This is a genomic window from Ruminococcus sp. RTP21484sp1_RTP21277st1_D2_RTP21277_210401 (genome assembly GCF_040924225.1).
Lineage (GTDB): Bacteria > Bacillota > Clostridia > Lachnospirales > Lachnospiraceae > Blautia_A > Blautia_A faecis.
The window spans coordinates 14,754-34,212 of record NZ_JBCOMJ010000043.1; the positions used below are offsets into that span (position 1 = coordinate 14,754).

General features: G+C 40.5%; 13 protein-coding genes. 1 reads left to right on the forward strand and 12 read right to left on the reverse strand.

Annotated features, from left to right (window positions below):
- Positions 1-28 precede the first annotated feature (28 nt).
- The 5 genes from AB5706_RS21130 to AB5706_RS21150 all read right to left on the reverse strand — a co-directional run bounded on the left by AB5706_RS21130 (position 29) and on the right by AB5706_RS21150 (position 5,643).
- On the reverse strand, positions 29-937 hold the full coding sequence (locus AB5706_RS21130) for an ECF transporter S component (RefSeq protein ID WP_202030782.1): 909 nt from the start codon (positions 935-937) through the stop codon (positions 29-31).
- Positions 916-2,703, reverse strand: a complete 1,788-nt coding sequence (locus tag AB5706_RS21135; protein ID WP_173717058.1) for an ABC transporter ATP-binding protein — start codon at positions 2,701-2,703, stop codon at positions 916-918. Before AB5706_RS21135 ends, AB5706_RS21130 begins: the two co-directional genes overlap by 22 nt.
- On the reverse strand, positions 2,700-3,761 hold the full coding sequence (locus tag AB5706_RS21140; RefSeq protein WP_226815134.1) for an energy-coupling factor transporter transmembrane component T: 1,062 nt from the start codon (positions 3,759-3,761) through the stop codon (positions 2,700-2,702). The genes AB5706_RS21135 and AB5706_RS21140 overlap by 4 nt, the downstream gene beginning before the upstream one ends.
- Positions 3,736-4,614: a leucine-rich repeat domain-containing protein gene (locus AB5706_RS21145; protein ID WP_148462983.1), complete on the reverse strand. Its 879-nt coding sequence runs from the start codon at positions 4,612-4,614 to the stop codon at positions 3,736-3,738. Before AB5706_RS21145 ends, AB5706_RS21140 begins: the two co-directional genes overlap by 26 nt.
- A 507-nt stretch (positions 4,615-5,121) precedes the next feature.
- Positions 5,122-5,643: a DUF4430 domain-containing protein gene (locus AB5706_RS21150; protein ID WP_173717057.1), complete on the reverse strand. Its 522-nt coding sequence runs from the start codon at positions 5,641-5,643 to the stop codon at positions 5,122-5,124.
- A gap of 299 nt (positions 5,644-5,942) precedes the next feature.
- On the opposite strand from AB5706_RS21150, the gene AB5706_RS21155 reads away from it, so the two are divergent.
- A complete protein-coding gene (locus AB5706_RS21155) occupies positions 5,943-7,256 on the forward strand; it encodes an RNA-guided endonuclease TnpB family protein (protein ID WP_173717056.1) in 1,314 nt (437 codons plus the stop codon).
- Positions 7,257-7,557: 301 nt separating this feature from the next.
- On the opposite strand, the gene AB5706_RS21160 is transcribed toward AB5706_RS21155, so the two are convergent.
- The 7 genes from AB5706_RS21160 to AB5706_RS21190 all read right to left on the reverse strand — a co-directional run.
- Complete coding sequence (locus tag AB5706_RS21160) at positions 7,558-12,807, reverse strand: Ig-like domain-containing protein (protein ID WP_173772405.1); 5,250 nt, start codon at positions 12,805-12,807, stop codon at positions 7,558-7,560.
- 70 nt (positions 12,808-12,877) lie between these two features.
- On the reverse strand, positions 12,878-15,217 hold the full coding sequence (locus AB5706_RS21165) for a leucine-rich repeat protein (protein WP_173717054.1): 2,340 nt from the start codon (positions 15,215-15,217) through the stop codon (positions 12,878-12,880).
- On the reverse strand, positions 15,217-15,819 hold the full coding sequence (locus AB5706_RS21170) for a hypothetical protein (RefSeq protein WP_173717053.1): 603 nt from the start codon (positions 15,817-15,819) through the stop codon (positions 15,217-15,219). Before AB5706_RS21170 ends, AB5706_RS21165 begins: the two co-directional genes overlap by 1 nt.
- Before the next feature lie 1,051 nt (positions 15,820-16,870).
- On the reverse strand, positions 16,871-17,128 hold the full coding sequence (locus tag AB5706_RS21175; protein ID WP_226815952.1) for a hypothetical protein: 258 nt from the start codon (positions 17,126-17,128) through the stop codon (positions 16,871-16,873).
- Positions 17,129-17,228: 100 nt separating this feature from the next.
- Entirely contained in the window at positions 17,229-17,609 is a 381-nt protein-coding gene (locus AB5706_RS21180) for a DUF4313 domain-containing protein (protein ID WP_173772898.1), read from the reverse strand.
- Between the two features lie 328 nt (positions 17,610-17,937).
- Positions 17,938-18,183: a hypothetical protein gene (locus AB5706_RS21185; RefSeq protein WP_148462976.1), complete on the reverse strand. Its 246-nt coding sequence runs from the start codon at positions 18,181-18,183 to the stop codon at positions 17,938-17,940.
- A 7-nt stretch (positions 18,184-18,190) separates the two neighbouring features.
- A partial coding sequence (locus AB5706_RS21190; RefSeq protein ID WP_368366307.1) for a Y-family DNA polymerase occupies positions 18,191-19,459 on the reverse strand: 1,269 nt, incomplete at its 5' end.

The window sequence follows — 19,459 nt, forward strand, 5'->3', positions numbered from 1 at the left end:
ATCAAATTCCACTTACATCTATTTTCTATTATCGGTTCTCTGATTCTTGTATCAGACCATATTTCACCTTGATCCGCTCCAGCTTTTCCAGAAGCGGGCGGCTAAGCAGCCACAGGAAAATCACGGTGGAAGCTGCATGTACCAGATCCACCGGAGCACCTGAAATGTAATAAGCGATCAGGCTGCTTTTTGTAATGTACCCGTAGGACATGAGGACACTGGCAGGGTTCATAATGCCGCCATAAATTAAAAAGACACTTAAAAATCCGTAGATACAAAGATCGAACTTCCTGGCTTTTAAAATCCCCTTCTGGTACAGGATCCCTGCCAGAAATCCAATCATGCCAAAAGCAAGCATCTGCCAGGGTGTCCAGGGACCCTGCCCCATAAACATGTTGGAGATCAGCATGGTAAGACTGCCAACTAAAAATCCAGCCTCCCCGCCAAAGGAAATCCCGGTTAGGATCACAATAGCAGCCACAGGTTTGAAGCTTGGCACCATGAAAAAGGCGGCACGTCCTGCTACGCCAATGGCAGCTAATACGGAAATCACCATGATTTCCCTGGCCTTTGGCTTTCTGCCCTCAAACATCATAAAAAAGGGAAGCATGGCAGCCACTACTACGATCAGGCTACAGAGCAGGTATTTCCGCCCTCCCCATATCTTCACGGAGAAGAATAGAAGGATTGGTACCACGATCAGCATGACCGCGAATGCAAACCAGGTGCGGCGGCTTACCTTTCCCTGGCGCTCCATCTGGCGGATAATCATTCCGTCAGTCGGAAGGGTGTATTCTTCCAGTTCTTCAGAAGGAACTTCATTTCGACGGAAAGGATTTGGTTTTCCAGAGTTCTTTAAACGGGTGACATCCGAAGCTGGTTCTTCTTCCCCAAAGAATTCATTCAGGAATTCATCTAACTGGGATTCGTCAAGCATGACACCACATCCTTTCCGGTAACTGCCTCTGGAAACAGCCCTCTTGCCATACGGTTTGCCGCAGTGGTATAGAAATTATTTCCAGCGAAAAAGTCTCTTGTCTTTTTACTTGTCACAATATTTCCTTCAAAGAAAAGACCTGTCGTATCCGCATATTCTGCTACAAATTCCACATCATGGGAGATCATGAAAATGGTCATTCCATGAGACTGCAGTTTCTTCAGTATCCCGCCAAGCTCTTCTTTGTATTCCGCGTCCATTCCCTTGGTAGGCTCATCCATAAGAAGGATCTTCGGACGAAGGAGAAGCACTTTTGCAAGGGCAAGCCGCTGCTGTTCCCCGCCGCTTAAATCATAGGGATGACGGTCAAGCAGTCCATCTAAATGGGTAAGGCTTACGATCCCTTCAATGGCTTTTTCCTTTTTCATGGAAAGACTGTACTCTTTGGATGGCTTCTCTTTCTTTCCGCCGATCACGGAATACAGGTCTTCCAGTACTGTCTTTTTCAGGAAAATGCTCTGGGGATTCTGGGGCATTACCCCAAGATATCCGCAGTACAGCTGATTATCCTTAAAGGAGCGGAGGTCTTTCCCCTCCAAATAAATTCTTCCTTTATAGGGCTGATGGACACGGCTAAGAAGAGACAACGTAGTACTCTTTCCTGTTCCGTTTCCGCCTACAAGGGCGTAGAATTCTCCCTTTTTTACTTCTAAGGATAAGTCTCTTACTACGTCGGGACTATCCTTTTCATAACGGAACCATACCCCCTTCATCTGGATGGCTGGTCCTGGTGTATTGTTTTTCGATTTCAAGCCTGCAAAAATCCCTTTTCCTTCGGATCCGGCTGCTTCGCCGGGAAATTTATTATCTTGGGCATGAGTGAATCCGGCAAGCCTTTGGTTTGCCTGTTGGATCTGCTCTCTGGTAATTCCTTTTTCTTCTATGTAATCCCGGATCCATTGTCTTCCCTGGCTTACGGTAAGGGGACAGGTAAGACGGCTCCTGGTCTCCACATAAATCTGCATGGGAACCGGCATGGAAAGAAACATACCGTGTTTTTCCCTGCCAAGGGCTGTCCCGATCTCCCTTGGAGTTCCCTCCAGAAATACGCCGCCTTCATCCATCACAAAAATGCGGTCTGCATAGGGGATAATATCCTGAAGCCGGTGCTCCGTCAGCAGGACTGTGGTTCCAATATCCCGGTTTATTTTCTTGACTGTTTCCAGAAAATCCGAAGCTGCAATAGGATCCAGCTGGGAAGTCGGTTCGTCCAGGATCAATAAAGACGGGTGCATAGCCATCACCGCTGCCAGATTAAGCAGCTGCTTCTGCCCGCCTGATAATTCTGTTACATTTTTGTAAAACCATTGCTGGATTCCAAAATAGCTTGCCATCTCTGCAACCCGAAGACGGATGGTGGCATTGTCACAGCCCAGGCTTTCCAGGCCAAAGGCAAGTTCATGCCATACTTTGTCCGTCACGATCTGGTTGTCCGGATTCTGCATGACAAAACCGATTTCCTGGCTCTGTGTCCTGTGATCGGTGTCTTTCAGGGAAACACCCCTGTAAAGGATCTGCCCGCTTGTATTTCCAGACGGTGCCAGTACCGTCTTCAGCTGACGCAGCAGCGTACTTTTCCCACAGCCGCTTCTGCCGCAGATCACATTTAAGGTTCCTTCTTTTATTTTCAGATTTACATGTTCCAGAACCTTGTGCGAACATTCCGGGTATGAAAAGCTGAAATCCTTCACTTCTACAAGATTCATAAAACAGTTCCTTTCTCTTCCAGAGTTTCATAGATTTTTTTGTAAGTCATTTCAAGATTCACAGCACTTTTCCTTCGACTGTGTGAAAAGCTGACGCTTTCTATTACATCGATTATTATTGGAAGAAAACAAAAGATGCCAAAACTTACATAAGTAAGTATCGTCCACGCTTTAGAAGCAACTACTGGGGCCTCATATCCATTTATCGAAAAACCAGCAAGAATAATTCGAGGATCATAAGTAGCATAAGAGGCTCCCCGCATACAGCCTCCTGTGAATACTGTAAATAAACCGATCATAATTCCAAAGACATACTTATCTTTCCGTGTAAAATGATAAATAGAAAAAGCAGTTCTTCCTTTTAATCCATATCCCCTGCTTCTCATAGAATCAGAAGTTTCTATGGCGTTTTCTAGTGCCCATGTAATAAGTATGGATAACATATTTAGTCCTGCATGGATCCGGTCTAAAAGCTTTCCTTCGGAAATGTCTTTTCCCATGGCTTTTTGTCCATTTCGGATAAATTTGAGTTGTCCCAAAAAACTCGGAACAAATCGTAAAGCCATTGATAAAATAAGTGAAAGTGCAGGAATCAGTTTTCCAAATAAATAAACAAATTTGTCTGTTGTCATGATCTTGTTATAACAAGAAAACCACTGAATGACAACGAACATTACCGCTCCAAGAACGATACCATATACAAGTGATTCAAGTGTGATCCAATTTCCGCTGCTTTCTACATAATAGAGCATAGTGACTCCATAATGATTAAAAAGAGGGTTCATAAGCGCTATAATAGTCAAACAAGGTAGGGTAAAAAGGAAACTCTGCTTGGCTGTTTTTTTCCAGCCATTTAAAAGCACAGCATATGAAAAAGCTCCTGCGTAAGATATTCCAAGAAAGACCGGGTGCTGATTAAACATCGAAAAAAGCAACACCACGCAAAAATAGAAAAAATTTATAAATGGATGATATAGAGAAAATGTATCGATCATGAAATTCTCCGCAGAATGATCGATTTTAAATTCTTTTTCATTTATCAATAATGCTTTTGGCACTGATATACTCCCTCTTTAATTCGAATTCATCACAATAATGGTCCATTTTGCTACCCTTATAACATCGGATCGTGCAACTTTTATTGACAATCCAAGGACCTATATATTCTGGATCATGATGAATTTCCAGATATTCCAATTTGCTGCAGCCATGAAATACCCACCTGCCAATTGACTTCACACTTTTAGGGATAAAGACATATTTTAAACTGTTACACCGAAAGAATGCACTGTCTCCTATTTCTTCAAGCTTATCAGGAAGGTGAAGTTCTTCAAATCCGCAAAAGTAAAAAGCTTCATCCCCTATTTTTCTGAGCGTATTTGGAAAAGTGATTTTTTTCAATTCTTTGCACCTATAAAAGGCACATCTTCCAATTTCCTTCGTCTTTTCTGGAAGAACAACATCATTTAACTTAACACATGAATCAAAAACTCCTTCTTGAATTACTGTGCAATTACTATTTTTCTCAAATTTTGCAACTCTTAGATTATTACATTCCCGGTAACATTGTGCCCCTATGCGTTTCACGGAAGGTGGAAAAATAGCCTGTCTTAAACTATGATTTTCTGCAAATGCTCTTTTCTTAATTTCTATAAGAGTAGCGGGAAAATCAATTCCTTTTCGAAACTGACAGCTTTCAAAAGCCTGTTTTCCAATTATTTTACATTGAGGCGAAAGGATTACTTCTTTTATTCTGCCGGCATTCTTAAAGCATCTATCATCAATAAAAACATATTGTTCTGGGATTTTTTTTATTATTTCTTTTTGCTGCTCTTTAGCCTTTTGTATGGTATAATTTCGTTTATCAAAGCGCAGTGTATTCCAACTGGTTTCTTCTGGGTATAAAATCATTTCTTTCTCCTTTTGTTTTTAGGCAACAAAAACAGAGCCTCATTGTACACATGAGCCTCTGACCTCTATACAACGTGTTGGATATGCTGACTCAAAACGTTTCCGCACAGTCTTTCACTAAAGGCTAACGTTTTATACAGGGAAAAGAAGTTCCGGAATCACACCGGATTTCCTTAAATCGGTCTTATAAACCGAACCACGCCTGGTTATTCTGTTTTTGCCTTTCTTTCCCAAAAAACAATCTTTTAATACATTTATAAATGTATATGTCCGCGTTTAATAAGATGCTTTTTAGAATTTTTGTCAAATTGATATTATTCTACCACTATCAATTAGAAAATTATAACAGTTTTGCCAATAACTGTCAACAACAGGCATTTCCATCGTGCAATATAGAGCATATACATTGTTGCCTTTTTTGAGACATATGAAAAAAGTCCAGCTGTCAACTCTTAAAAGAGAACAAACAGCTGGATCTTATTTTACGAGAAAAGTGTATTTGCTAAATCATTTTTCTTCGTAATGATTTCCTACATCGTCTCCGAGATTGCAGGTATACACCCATTCAATCTTATCTCCATCCTTAGGTTTATATGAAGACGCTCCATAATTTGGAAACACTCCATTTACACTATACATCCACCCTGACTTTTTGCCACAGTCGAATTCATAGAGCTGATTGATTCCTTCAACATAATAGTTGTTATACAAAGGCGTGTATCTGGAAGAAATTTGTATTCTATTCTTTTCACAAATGTCCTTTAAAATATCAAACACAGTTTCACCTGTTGTAAATTTCACGCTTGTCGATGAAAGAATCCAGCCGTCATTTGGAATAAATTCTTTTTTTGTTTCCTTCAGCTCGTCCATGTTGTCAAGCACAGTTCGACAATCAATAGATATGGTACATGCAGCCGGTTCCCCGGAATTTTTATCAGTTCCACAGCCAATAGCAAAATTGCTGCAGAAAAGGAGAAAACAACAAAAGATTATAGCAAATCTTTTCCTTATTTTTATATCGTAATTCATAATTCTTTTAATTTATCCTGCCCATTTTCTTTACCTTTATATTGCAACAGTAGAAGACATGTGAACTCACCCACCGCCTGTATTGCGCTTAGAGACGGGATGAATCCGCATTCAGAATATATCTTCTACTGCTGCTTGTTGAATTTATTTGACTAATCAGCCGCCGCATGCTCGTGACTTCAGTCGTGAGTAAGGCGGCTTCTTTTCATCCATTTTTCCAGTAAGATTTCTTATAAAAACCAGCCATTCCTTCTGAAAAATAACATATTAAAGGTAAGAAAACTCTCAGGAGGTACGGCATGGCAATCACAGCAGAACAGCTCCCGGATGGGACTTTCCGGTTCCACGGACGGGCAAACGACATCACCATACAGAAGAATAAAGCCCTGGAACCGTTCGGCAAACAGGTACTCAATTACGGACAGGTGTTGCGTCTGCTCCCGACGCCGGAACAGGCACAGGACCTGAACCAGCAGATCGGGAATGCCCGGTTTGTTCGCAACCGCTATCTGGAAGAGCGGATCCGTTTGTATCAGGAAAAGAAACTCTCCCTTGGAGTTGAAACATTTAAAAAAGAATACCTTCCAAAACTGAAGGAAGAAAACCCGTTTCTCCGAAGGTCAGACAAATTCGCCCTGGAAGCAGCCCTTCAAAGCGTAGACTCTGCTTACCGGAACTTCTTTTCCGGAAGATCCGGGTTTCCAAAGAAGGCATCCCGGTTCAAGCCGAACGGCAACCGGTATACCACCAAACATACAAACAACAACCTTTCCCTTGCCCTGGATAAGGACGGGCTGCCATGCATCAAACTCCCGAAAGTCGGAAAGGTCCGTATCGTACTCCCGGCTGGGAAGACGTTTTCAGGTTTGTGCCCGTCCGGGACTTCCATAAAGAAAGCGACCATTAACCGGCAGGGTGACAACTACGAAGTCTCCCTTGGGATGGAGACTGTCATCGACCAGATCCATCCGGTAGAAGAAGTCTCCGTATCTGATATCCTGTCCGCTGACATGGGGCTTAAGGACTTTGCAGTCCTTGGGGATAAGGAAGGTTTCCTGAAGATCCGGAACCCCAGATGGATCAAGATACACGAAAGGCGCCTGCGCCGGTTCCAGAAAGCCTTATCCAGGAAACAGTATGACCGTAAGACCCATACCGGGTCAAAGAACTGGTATAAGGCTAAAAAGAAAGTCACAAAGGAACAGCGTAAGACTGCTGACCAGAGGAAGGACTTCCAGCATAAGCTGTCCCGGTGTATCGCAGACAGCTGCAGGGTGTTCGTCTGTGAAGACCTGAACATCAAAGGCATGATGAAGAACCGGCACCTGTCAAAAGCAGTCGCTTCCGTTGGATGGTATGGGTTCTTTCAGAAAGTGAAGTATAAACTGGAACGTACCGGGGGTCGGTTCCTGCAGGTCTCCAGATGGTTCCCGAGCAGCCAGACCTGCAGCTGCTGCGGTTATAAGAATATAGATGTCAGGAACCTCACCGTCCGGGAATGGACCTGTCCGGAATGCGGCAGTTGCCATGACCGGGACGGCAACGCACAGCAGATGATCTTAAAGGAAGGCATCCGCCTCCTGAAAGAGATGGACGTAAAAGTAACCATGTAACCGCAACCGCAGAGACATAACCAAAGATCATGTATCCGTAAGGAAATAACCCGTATACCAGCACGTAACCAGTAACAGAGCACCGGTACTCCGTGGAAGCGGAGGAGCCGTGGGTAAAGTCCACAAAAGCCTGCACCCTGGATACCATGGACGGAACGGAGAAGGCTCCCTTCCGAGAGCCGGATAAGACCTCTCCAAAAGGGAGGCTCCGGCAGATGAAGCAGGAAGATGGAAAAGGAATAGGAGATCCTGTCCATAAGTACTATTCCTTTCCATCAGAAGCCCGCGACTTTAGTCGTGGTTACTTCACAGTTATTTTTACTTTTTTTGTAACTTTCCCAGATTTTACCGTAATTGTAACTTTACCTTTTTTCTTTGCTTTCACCACACCGTTTTTCGTAACGGTTGCGATCTTCTTATTAGAAGTGGTGTAGGTAACTTTCTCCTGGGAAGTAATTGGAGCAACAACTGGTTTTAAAGTAAGGCTCTTGCCCTTCTTCAAGGTGAAATTGGTTTTTAAACCCGTTATCTTCGTAGTCTTTACTTTTGTACTTTGTACTTTTACCTTTAAGATGGCTTTCTTGCCACTTTTTAATGTTACAGTAATCTTTGCATTTCCAGTCTTCTTACCAGCTTTGATCTTTCCACTTTTATCAACGGTCACGATCTTTTTATTGCTGGAAATCCAGGATTTCACGGAATCACCATTTGCCAGACCGGTAACCTTTACTTTCGTAGTGCTTTGTTTTTTCTGAAGCTTAATGGACGTTGCATTTAACTTTATGGTTGCTGTCAGCTTGTTTCCGTTATCCCGTGTCTTTTTAGCACCGCAGATAGTGCAGATACCTTCCTGTTTCTCTGGAGCAAATACGGTAGCCTGGGAAATGACTGTCCAGGTAAAGTTATGATCGTGTGTAAGCATCGGGATCACTTCCGCCTTAGTTGCTCCGCATACAGTACAGGTATAAACCTTTTCCCCGGCTGCAGTATAGGTGGCCTGCTTGGTGACGGTTCCAGTATCATAGGAATGCTGGCTGGTTTGTGGAATAACTTCTGTTTTTGTATAGCCGCACACCAGACAGGTAAATTCCTTCTTTCCCTCTGCTTTACAGGTAGCTGCAGTTATTACCTTACCATCTCCGAAGATATGCTTCTGATAGCCGCCTTTTTTGGTATTATCGGTAATATCACAGGTTCCATATCTGGACACACATTCATGCCAATGGGATTCTGAGTCATAAGACCAGCTTTCCGACCACTCATGTTCGTGTTCCTTCCGGTAGTCATCTGTATAATGGAAAACGATCTCGTCTCCATCTTCCAGATACTGCTCTTTTACGCCAAGATCAGAATGGAAACCATTTAAAGTGTACATCCAGCCGCTATAATCCCCGTTTGTAAATTCAGCAAGTTCCGGTTCTCCTGCCCGTGTAATTCCGGCAATATAATTCTCTTCTTTTGCAGAACGATAGGTCATGTTATTTTCTGCAAAAGCAGTCTTTAATACTGCAAGCACATTTGCATTTCCATCCATCTTGTAATCTGTCTTTTTGATCCAGGTTTCCAGGTTATCATTATATAAGGTATGGCAGGTTCCGTCTGTATCACTGTTATGTACGCTGTCTCCAAGAAGGGTAAGGCTGACGGTGATCGTTCCGGCATCCTTCTTCAGTACAGTTACGGTCAGCTGGGTAAAAGCTTCTTTATAAGAAAGCTTTAAGGTCTGCTCTCCACGCTGATTTTTGTTATATCCCTCAATGGTAAGATCTGTCCACGGGACCTCCTGTTCGGTACCATCACTGATAAGGGCTTTTACCTGCATTCCTGTAAAATCAAGGTCTTCCCCAATATCAAATGCAGTACGGTAATCGCCGCTAATCTCCAGGGAATCTACTGTAATCCGCAGACCTTCTGTAGAAAACAGTTTATCCATATCTGCCCCGAGAGGATCGTCAGTACGGTTAAAGCCTGTTTTCCAGCCACAGCCGGTTATCTCCGGGCAGTCTGTAGTACCATTTTCTGTATTAAAATAGGTAGATCCGCTTGATGTCTCATGGGAAGTGTTACTGGTATCAATATATTTTACGAATCCAATACCACTTGTAGCTCCGCAATCCTTTGAATAATAATTATTCGAAATCGCATCGATCCGGTTCAGACTGTCATAGAAACCAATGATTCCACCTATATAGGAAGCATTTTCACCAGTAGCCTGGACTTTTCCTGTGAAGGAATTATTTCTAAGGGAATACTGACAGTTATCCCAAGTCTGTGCCACATAGGTATCTCCACCTAAAATGCCGCCAACCTTATCTGCACCTGTAACAGTTCCTTCAGATACACAGTTATTAATAGTAACCTTTGTTCCATTTGGAGCTGAAGAGCTATCATATCCGCCACCAACAATACCTCCGGCATGCTGCCCAGAAGCAGTTACTGTACCATAGAATTCAGATCCGATGACTTCACAGGTTCCCATAGCATTATCACGGGTTCCAATGATACCACCTACATAATCTGTTCCATAAACATCTGCATAACTCACACAGTTCTTGATAGTTCCCTGCATACGCCCTGCGATGGCACCAATCTGGCTCTGTTTTTTGTCATATCCAACGACAACTCCTTTTTCAATAGTACAGTTTGTAATGGTTGCTACAAATGCAGCAGAACAACCGGCATAACCATTTACAGTCTTATTGGCTCCCAGAAGTCCGGACTTTAAGGTGCTGGAGCCACTCTTTAAAGTTACATTATCAATCTCAACTGCACTACCAGAAAGACCGACACCTTCAAAATTATTAACCAGTCCGTAACCAGCAATCTTTTTTCCATAGATGTTCAGGTTGCGGATTCTGGTATTTCTGACATATCCAAACAGCGGAAGTCCGCCTTCTGGAACTGTAATTGTGTGACCGGCTCCATCAAAAATACCGCTAAAAGCATTTAAGTTTGCACCTTTCTGCAGGTTTACCCTACCATCCTTAGTGGCTCCGATTGGTTTCCATCCATCTGGAAGAGTAATATCCGCATCCATTTTGAAATAAGCATCTGAAAAAGCAAATCCGTCTTTATTTACTTTTTCACGCAATGCTTCCAGATCAGAAGCTGATTTAATAATGTATGGGGATTCTTCTGATCCGTTTCCTTCCCATGGCAGCGGTTCTTCCGTAACAGTAACAGCAACTGGATCAGAAACTATTTTTTCACTGGTTAAAGTATTCGATTCTGCATTTTTCCCTTGTTCATAAAACAAATCGTTACGCTTATACCAAATCTGACAATAATAGTATGTAGTTCCAATTTCAGAAACTGGCGGTTTATAGGAACTTTGGGTTGCTCCAGCAATAGCGAATCCGCTTTCATTATTGCTTTCAGTATTTTTATACCATTGATACTGTGCATTTCCTTGATCTACTACTGTTTTTAAGCCAACTTCCAGCGTTTCTGTTAAAGGTTTCCCCTTAATCCAGGAAATAGGCTGCGGCTGAGTTTCTATCTTTGGAATTTCAAGTTCATTTGATACTACTGCAATTTCTGTAAATTTACTTTTTGAAGAATATGTTTTTCCATCAATCTCATAATTGACAATGCAACAGTAATATCTTGTAGAGAAAGCGGAATCCGTGGGAACTTTATAGCTTTTTTCCTCACAATCAATTTTAACGTATTTATCAAAACTAATATAATCAGGAACATAAACCCTATCTGGTAAAACGACATAATACCATTGATAACTTAATACTCCTTTTTCCGGTTTCAGTACATCTGCATTTGCCGTCAGAACAGGAGATTCGGAATTCTTATAAACATCTCCGTATTTTCCAGAAATATCTAAAGTTACTTCTGGAGTATAATCTATATCTCCAGGAGTTATGATAATCGTATAGTTTGTATCTTTTGATGTATGATATTCTTCGTTTTTTTCCAATGTAAATGATATTTTGCACTCATTATAAGTCTCCCAATCTGGAAAAAAACGAATACCTGTAGGGATAGAAACCGTTTCTGCTCCGGTAATATTGAGTTTGTTTGTATTATAGAATAATTCTTCTATACTGCCATAATTAGTGCTTGCATCCAAGTCAAAATATTCTGAGTTACATGGTACTTTTATTTCAAGACTCTGGTCATCTATTGTATCCTTTAAACCAGTTGATACTTCATGTCCCCAAAAGTCTTTTAATTCTATATCTGTTAGATGTGCTCTATAATATATAGGAACATTTACAGACTGCAAAAGAGCTCCATTTTTTCGGATTTCAAACTTTATAGACGAAGTAACATTAGAGCATTGAAAAACAGTTGTGTTTTTTAGGAAAGTGTCATTTCCATCTAATAATTTAACTCTACAGATACTTCCATCTTGTGGATTGGGATAGACAGCATAAACAACTGAACCATCTGGTGTATTATCAGCAAGATCAACACTGGCAAAAAAATTTCCACTACTATATTCTGCGGGAATCCATAAATCGTTTTCTCCAGCTATAGCAGACGTTTCAAATTCTTTTGTTTTTTCTCCTGCTTCTACACGCAAATGAATTTTGTTGATATAATCTCCCGGCTGTTCATTTGCAGAAACAACTGTAACAATTGTATATGCGGCAGAAATATCTGTTACTTCTGTTCCTTCAGCAGTAGTAATTAATTTTTCAGCAGTAACAAAATAACTCTGACCAGCTTCTAACTCCGGCAGTGTTACATTTCCCTCTGAGTCTGTAAGTAAGCCTTCCTGTTTGACACCGTTAATATAAATACTAGCATCCGCACAATTTGAAAAACTTCCACCATAGTCATTACGCTGCCTCAGCTTTAGTGTTATTTTCTGTCCCTGGGTATATGTTGCTTCTTTTTCTGTGAAAAACGCAAACTTATCCTTGCCGCTGCGAGCCTGTATAAAAAAATGCAGTTCATCACCGTTTTGTACGGTACGACTGAGAGCAGAACCCAGGTTTCGGGTATCATAATTCAATACAGACTTAATATTTGGAACATCGCTCTTGTCATATCCCCACAATTTATATATTATGCCATCATATATCCCATTTTTATCTTCGTGGTAATCATATCCTACCTCTGAACCTCCCGGATAATAAAGATCATGAGCCAGCTTTAAGGCATCGTCCATATTATATGTACTTTTGCCAGTAAGCGTAATGGATCGCCCAGCCATCGGATTACCGTCTTTATCATTCAAGAACTTTCCATCTTTGCTGACACTTACCGTAACCTGTACTTCTTGGGCTTCTTCGTTAGATTCTTCCGGATCGGTTCCGTTATTAAAAAGAGTATTCTCCTCTTCTGACAGGTTTTCCGAATCGGTAAAACCATCATTTTCAGTTTCTTCTATTTTCTCATCATCAACAAAATCGGTGTTTTCTTCCTCTTCAACATTAGCAGCATTTTCCGTTTCTAAAAAATCGTTGTCTGCAGAAATATCAGTTTCGCTGATCCATCCTTCCGCAAACACGTTTACCGGAATTTGCAGAACTAACAAAAAAACAAGCAGCCAACTGGCTAATTTTTTCCATAGTCCTATTTTTTTCATTTATTTCAGACTCCTTCCCTTTAAAAAAGGCCCCTCTTCCTTACGGAAGAAGAGCCTCCATTATTGGTACTTATTTTACTTTTACAGTTACCTTTACGGATTTATTTCCGGATTTTACAGTGACCTTTGCTGTTCCTTTTTTCTTTCCGGTTACGACACCGTTCTTAGAAACAGTAACGATTTTCTTGTTGGAAGTGGTGTAAGTAACTTTCTGTTTAGAGGTAAATGGAGTTACCACTGGTTTCAGGGTGACTTTTTTGCCCTTCTTAACTGTTACTTTTGTATTAGCTACGGTAACCTTTGTGGTTTTTACAGCAGTTTTCTGTACCTTCACAGTTACAGTCTTTTTCAGGCCACTTGCAAGAGTGATCTGGAGTTTTGCAGTACCAGCCTTTTTTGCTTTAATCTTGCAGGTTCCGTTTTCTTTTCCTTTTACGGTAAAGATCTTGGTATTGGTGGATTTCCATGTTTTTACAGAATCACCTTTTGCAAAACCTGTTATCTTCAAGCCAGAGGTGGACTGTTTTACTTTTAGCTTTACGCTGGAAGCGTTTACAGTAGCAGTCGCTTTTAAAGCAGTACCTACTGTCTTTGTCTCCTTTTCTCCACAAGTCTCACAGATTCTCTCCTGCTGCTCTGGTGCGAAAACAGTTGCTTCTGCGGCTATTTTCCAGTCACCAAACTTATGTCCAGTTGCTTTGATTGCTTCTGTTTCAGTTACATCACATCTGCTGCAGGTTTTGGTAATCACGCCATCAGCTGTACAAGTAGCTTCTTTGGTAACTTTAGATGTAAAATCATGTCCAAATGCTGGAATTTTCTGCTCATCTGTTTTCTCATCGCATCTGGAGCAATGCTTGCTCTGCTTACCGTCAGTTGTGCAGGTAGCTTTCAGATCTACAGTGTAGTCTTTGGCGAAATCATGTCCAAGTGCTGGAATCTCTTCTGTAACAACATCGTTGCATCTACTACAGGTTTTGGTAAGAGTTCCTTTTTCAGTACAGGTAGGTGCTACTGTTGTTTCAACATAATCATGTCCAAGAGCATCAATTTTCTGGACATCATTTCTTTCTTCACAGCCTGGATTTTCACAATGTTTGCTCTTCTCGCCTTCTTCTGTACAAGTCGCTGGTTTATCAACAGTATATTCATCAGAATAGCTGTGACCTAATGCTGGAATAACATTTTCAGTATCATTTTGATAAGAATAATGCTGACCACATATGTCACATACTCCTACTTCTTTCCATCCAGGCTCTGTACAAGTTGCTGGCGTTGCATCTACGGAATCTTCTTTATAATGAATTGTAGCTTCTTCTGGATAGCTGGAACCGCTTGCAATTGCATCCCATTCTGTTTTACTACCATGATAACAAATGGACGTAAAATTAGAACATTCAAGGAACGCATCTTCTCCAATTGTTTTTAACAATGTAAAGTTAGCTTTTTTTATAGGTGTATAGGCAAACGCATAAGCACCTATATTTTCTGTTTCAGAAAAATCAAAATGAGATAAGGCTGCACAGTTTATAAATGCATAGTCTTCAATTTTTACTGCTTTAAGATTAATTTGGTTCAATGAACTACAGCCTTTAAAAACAGCTGAACTTAATTGAGGAATAGTAGAATCACACGTAAAAGAAGTTAGTTTTGAGCAACTTTCAAACGCAGATTCGCCTATATAAGTAAGCCCTTTCACATTAACAGTTTCCAAAGACTCGCAATCAGCAAACGCATTTACACCAATTGAAACATCACTTTGATTAAAATTAAGTGCTTTTAAACCACTTTCAGCAAAAGATGCTTGATCTATGCTTGTAACTGATTCAAGATTAATTGTTTCCAAAGCTGACAATTCATAAAAGGCAGAACGCCCAATCATTTTTACAGATGGAGCTAAAACAACATTCTTTAAATTTGGATATGAAGATTTTCTATTATCAAAATTCAAATTTCCAATTTTAGTAATGTTGTCTCCTATTATAACTGTTGACGCATTTCCAACTTCCTTATTAAGCTTATACCAATCACTTCTAGTTCCATTTGACACAGTATCTGGTAAAGCACATGGTTCCGAAGCTTTAAATGAAAGTGTTTGGGTTTCACTGTCATATTTAAAAGAAATTTTAGGTTCTTTTTTTAAAGGAGTCCATCCGTCGGTGGTAGAATCATCTTCTTCCGTAGAATATGCTTCCATTTGAGACGAAAACACTTCTGTGTCTTCTACGCTTCCATTAGATATAAAATCATCATTAAGATCTTCATCATATGTATTTACATTATCTATATCTTCATCAATCTCTTCTGCGCTACAGAATGAATCATTTAAAGCTTCTGCGCTCGCATTAAGCGGCGCAGAAGCAATTAAAGATATTGTTAACGCAGAAATTATACAATATCTTATTCTCATTAGTTTGTACCCGTTTTATCTGCTTTTGTACCCCATCCAAATCTTGTTTCATCATAGCTTAACACCATTGAGACAACTTCTTTATCATTTCCTACAGATTTAACTGGCAAATAAGTTTCACCAAGGGTAGTCTTTGGATATGAAGATGTATCTTTCAACGTAAGTTTATCTCCTGGATACCAGCTCCAGGCACTTCCAACCCAGATAGCACCGATCATTTGGTCGTTATCATCGTACTCCTCTTCAGTGTTTCCGCCCTTAATTCCCCAAGTTTCGTTTCCAATTTTAATAGCACTTAAATATTCTGCATGATCCTTATCCCATACAAAAGAATATTTACCATTATACTTTGTCTGAGCTGCAGCTTTTTCTAATGCCTGTTTATAAGTTATCGTACTTTCGACGCCTGATACTTCCAGAACAGGTTCAGTTCCAAATGTAGTGAGGTCTTCAGTTCCAAGATACGTATTGCTAGTAGTACCCTGATGCCACTCTCTAAAATATACCTTTAAAGTTGCCGCCTGTGCTGCCACACCTGTGCTAAGAGTCATTGCTGCTGCGATTGCTACTGCACTGAGTTTTTTAATCATTTTGTTCATCATACTTGATTTCTCCCTTCTTGAGACATCCATTGTCTTCTACGTGTTTTTTCAGAAATAGAGTTACGTTTGCCTTAGCCTTAGGCCCCTCCTTCCTTTTTCTAACTATTTTCCATGTTCAAAAACCCTTAATCATCGGGCAAGCGCTTTGATCATAGAAAACAGCTTTTAGACAATAAAAGCGGAGTCCTCCTGATCGCAGGAAGCTCCGCCTATACAACGTGTTGGATATGCTGACTCAAAGCATCTTTGCTTCACACAGGTAAACACTCATTGGTTTAGTTCCAGAGTCACACTGGATTTCCTTAAACAGATTCATATTTGAATCCGACCGCGCCTGGTTATGTAATTGCTACTTTCAATATAGCATTTGTTCACAATTTTGTCAATAAATTTCAACAAAATATTTTTCTTTATCCAAAATAATTTTATTCAATTTTAAACTTAAATTCATATCAGAGAAGTTGCTGAGACATAGCGAAGAAAGAATTTTTGAAATCAACATTTTATTGTATCGGTAAAGGAGACATTTTTCGTTGGCCGGTTATAATTCGGTGGATGGTGTTTGAAAGCTGATTTATGAAATAATATCAAATGGGACTAAATGGCATTAGATAGCAGCGCAGGAAAAGAAAATAATTATATGACACCAAATATCACTAAGTAGTACCAAAAGATCAATGAAGGGGACAAAAATTAACCTTGAAACTGTCACATTTGGTGTTCAAAAAAATTGTTGGTTCCGTGTGTTATTGAGTGTTATCTAGTACTAAATGGTATCAAATAACACACAATATCAGTGCAAGATAACATGAGATGACACTATATATTGTGAAATGGACGTAGATGTAATCTGCTAATCGCAGACATCCGGGAACGTAAATGCAACGCGCACATTCACATTTGGATCAATATTCCCATTTTCGTCACATTTCATAATAGAATTAACTTCACCACCTATATATCTAGCGGATTTGTCAATTTTGAGCAATATTTCATCATTTAAAGCTAAACTAAAAAGTCATTAAATATCGTTCCAACTGTATTTATATTTCTATGTTCCATTCGTATCCTCCTCTGCTCTTTTGATTCTTGCTGTTACGGTTTCCGGTAAGCATTCAAACGCTTCTGCAATTGCATTTTTACTGTATCCTTCCAGAAACAGCTTTTTCATCATTTTTTCCTGCTCTTTTTTCTTCAGCTTTTTCAGGGAGGAATCCCTGATCTTATGCTTCAGGATTTTTTTACTTAACGGATGATCCGGTCCATATTGATAGATCTTCCAGGCCTCCGCTGCGTTCAGCCCGCACACAATTGCCAGTACTAGGCAATAATAGCCTGCATACTCTTCATCTTTTATGCCATCACCCTCTTTATAGTTCTAAAGTTTTTCGGTTCCCGGCATTTTCCATTTATGCATGTCCTCCTTCCTGTTCTGCAAGAAACTTTTTTACGCCTTCCCGATCATATTCTGCCAGCTTTTCCAAATCAAAACGCACCAGCCGATAATCACAAAATCCAGAATGCTCCACTCTTTGCAGCACTTCTCCAAGCTTGTATTTTCGGATAAACGAAAGCTTATACTTGCACTCAAAATCTGAGATAAATGCTTCGTTTTTTTTTATATTCTCACCTGGCAAGCTTACTGTTAAAATGTCATACAGTTCCTCTTCCTGATCTTTTTTCTTGATCATTGCGATAAAAAGCCTGTTTTTGCAACGATAAGAATCCACTTTCAAAATGAGTTCTTCTTTGCACAGACTTCCTTCGTATTCCAAAGTTTTCTGTTCCATGTTCTTCCTCCGATATGCTTATATTTTTTTTGAATTATCCAGTAACTCCTTTCCATTGTATTTGCTCCCTTTGCCTGGATTCTGGAATTTTTGACAACAAAAAAAGACACCAAAAATCCATTCCAGGTTTTTGATGTCTTTCTATATTTTCCAGATCTATTGTCTCAAATGATTGCTTCTGATTCGCACCAGAACTAAATTTCCCTGTATAGAGTGCTATGCATAAACGATAATTCGATTATAGAATAGCACAATATATAGTGTGCGTCAATTACATGTTTCCATATATTGTATTTTCGTTTTCTCTGACAGTCTGCAGCTTCACGTATCAGGAGCATCGTCTCTCCATAAACCATTTATCAAATTCATAGTATAAATGACTCTCTTTTCCATTCACCATTACGGTGTAACAAATTCCGGTTCCACCTGCTTTTCGACTAGCACAGCGCTCCCTTGCAAGAATACGGTCCACATGATATTTTTCCCCATCTTCCCAGATAAAGTCCACCGGGCTCATAGTTCCATCTTTGTCAAAATTGACAAGGACATCCACATATACTTTTGCATTTTCCATTTACCAATTACCTCCCATTAAAATACCCTATCGGATGAACCGTGTGGGAACTTTGTGCATCCAGACTTGCAAGAGCTTTATCCTGATACATAAAAGCTTTTTGCACACTGAAATAGCCAAACCGTCTGCGGATGTCATCCACCGCCTGATCCATTTTCTCCTGTTTTTCTCGTTGTTCCTCGCTCACAAATAAGTTAAACTGTATAGGAATATCGGATAATACCAGACTTTCTGCACGAACGCCCAGGCTTCTGATCGGATGCTGCCAGTTATAATGTTCTCGAAAGAGCTCGTTGGCAGCTTTCATAATCTCATTTGTAATATCCGTGGGACGCTCTAACTTTTTCTGCCGGGAAAAAGAATATAACCCATTATCCCGGATACTGATGGATACCACCTTGCATTTAAACCCATGTTTTCGAAGCCTGGCTGCAACACTTTCCGCTAACGCCATCAATACAATCTGCACATCCAGGTTATTTTCCAAGTCCCTGGGAGTTGTGGTACTATTGCCAATAGATTTAACAGGTGCTTCATATCCCTGGGGTGATACTGGCGACTCATCCCATCCATTTGCAAAAGTATAAAGCACCAGACCCATTTTTCCCAATAAACGTTCCAGAAATTTAGGATCCGACAGGGCAAGCTCGCCAATTGTTTTAATCCCATAACGGTTTAATGTATTTCTGGTAGAACGTCCGACGTACAAAAGATCTGCAGCCGGAAGTCTCCAGAGCAGTTCTTTGTAATTTTCCTTCGTAAATGCCGTAATCCCATCAGGCTTTTTGTAATCACTTCCAAGCTTGGCAAAAATCTTATTCCAGGAAATCCCAATGCTGACTGTAATTCCCAGTTCTCTTTTCACCCTCCTGCTTATCTCCTCTGCGATTTTCCTTCCGCCCCCTTTTAAAACTGTGCTGTCCGTAACGTCTAACCAGGCTTCATCACATCCATACGGTTCAACCAGATTCGTATACTCTCCATAGATTTCCCTTAACATAGAAGAAAACTTTAGATACAGATCCATCCGGGGTGGAACAATCACAAGATCCGAACAGGCTATTTTTGCCTGCCAGAGTGCCTGTCCAGTCTTTACCCCCTTTTTCTTTGCAATGTAATTGGCGGTCAATATAATCCCATGCCTGGCTTCCGGATCCCCGCCTACAGCCATGGGACACCCGGCATATTCCGGATGGTATAGCATTTCTACACTGGCATAGTCGGGTAAGAGAAGAGCATTACTGTCCTTCCCTCCCCTAAGAACCGTACGTGATAG

What these genes read in the sequence shown, in the direction of transcription:
- AB5706_RS21130 (WP_202030782.1), bottom strand. Translation starts at nt 937, where the DNA reads ATGCTTGACGAATCCCAGTTAGATGAATTCCTGAATGAATTCTTTGGG.
- AB5706_RS21135 (WP_173717058.1), bottom strand. Translation starts at nt 2,703, where the DNA reads ATGAATCTTGTAGAAGTGAAGGATTTCAGCTTTTCATACCCGGAATGT.
- AB5706_RS21145 (WP_148462983.1), bottom strand. Translation starts at nt 4,614, where the DNA reads ATGATTTTATACCCAGAAGAAACCAGTTGGAATACACTGCGCTTTGAT.
- AB5706_RS21150 (WP_173717057.1), bottom strand. Translation starts at nt 5,643, where the DNA reads ATGAATTACGATATAAAAATAAGGAAAAGATTTGCTATAATCTTTTGT.
- AB5706_RS21155 (WP_173717056.1), top strand. Translation starts at nt 5,943, where the DNA reads ATGGCAATCACAGCAGAACAGCTCCCGGATGGGACTTTCCGGTTCCAC.
- AB5706_RS21160 (WP_173772405.1), bottom strand. Translation starts at nt 12,807, where the DNA reads ATGAAAAAAATAGGACTATGGAAAAAATTAGCCAGTTGGCTGCTTGTT.
- AB5706_RS21165 (WP_173717054.1), bottom strand. Translation starts at nt 15,217, where the DNA reads ATGAGAATAAGATATTGTATAATTTCTGCGTTAACAATATCTTTAATT.
- AB5706_RS21170 (WP_173717053.1), bottom strand. Translation starts at nt 15,819, where the DNA reads ATGATGAACAAAATGATTAAAAAACTCAGTGCAGTAGCAATCGCAGCA.
- AB5706_RS21180 (WP_173772898.1), bottom strand. Translation starts at nt 17,609, where the DNA reads ATGGAACAGAAAACTTTGGAATACGAAGGAAGTCTGTGCAAAGAAGAA.
- AB5706_RS21185 (WP_148462976.1), bottom strand. Translation starts at nt 18,183, where the DNA reads ATGGAAAATGCAAAAGTATATGTGGATGTCCTTGTCAATTTTGACAAA.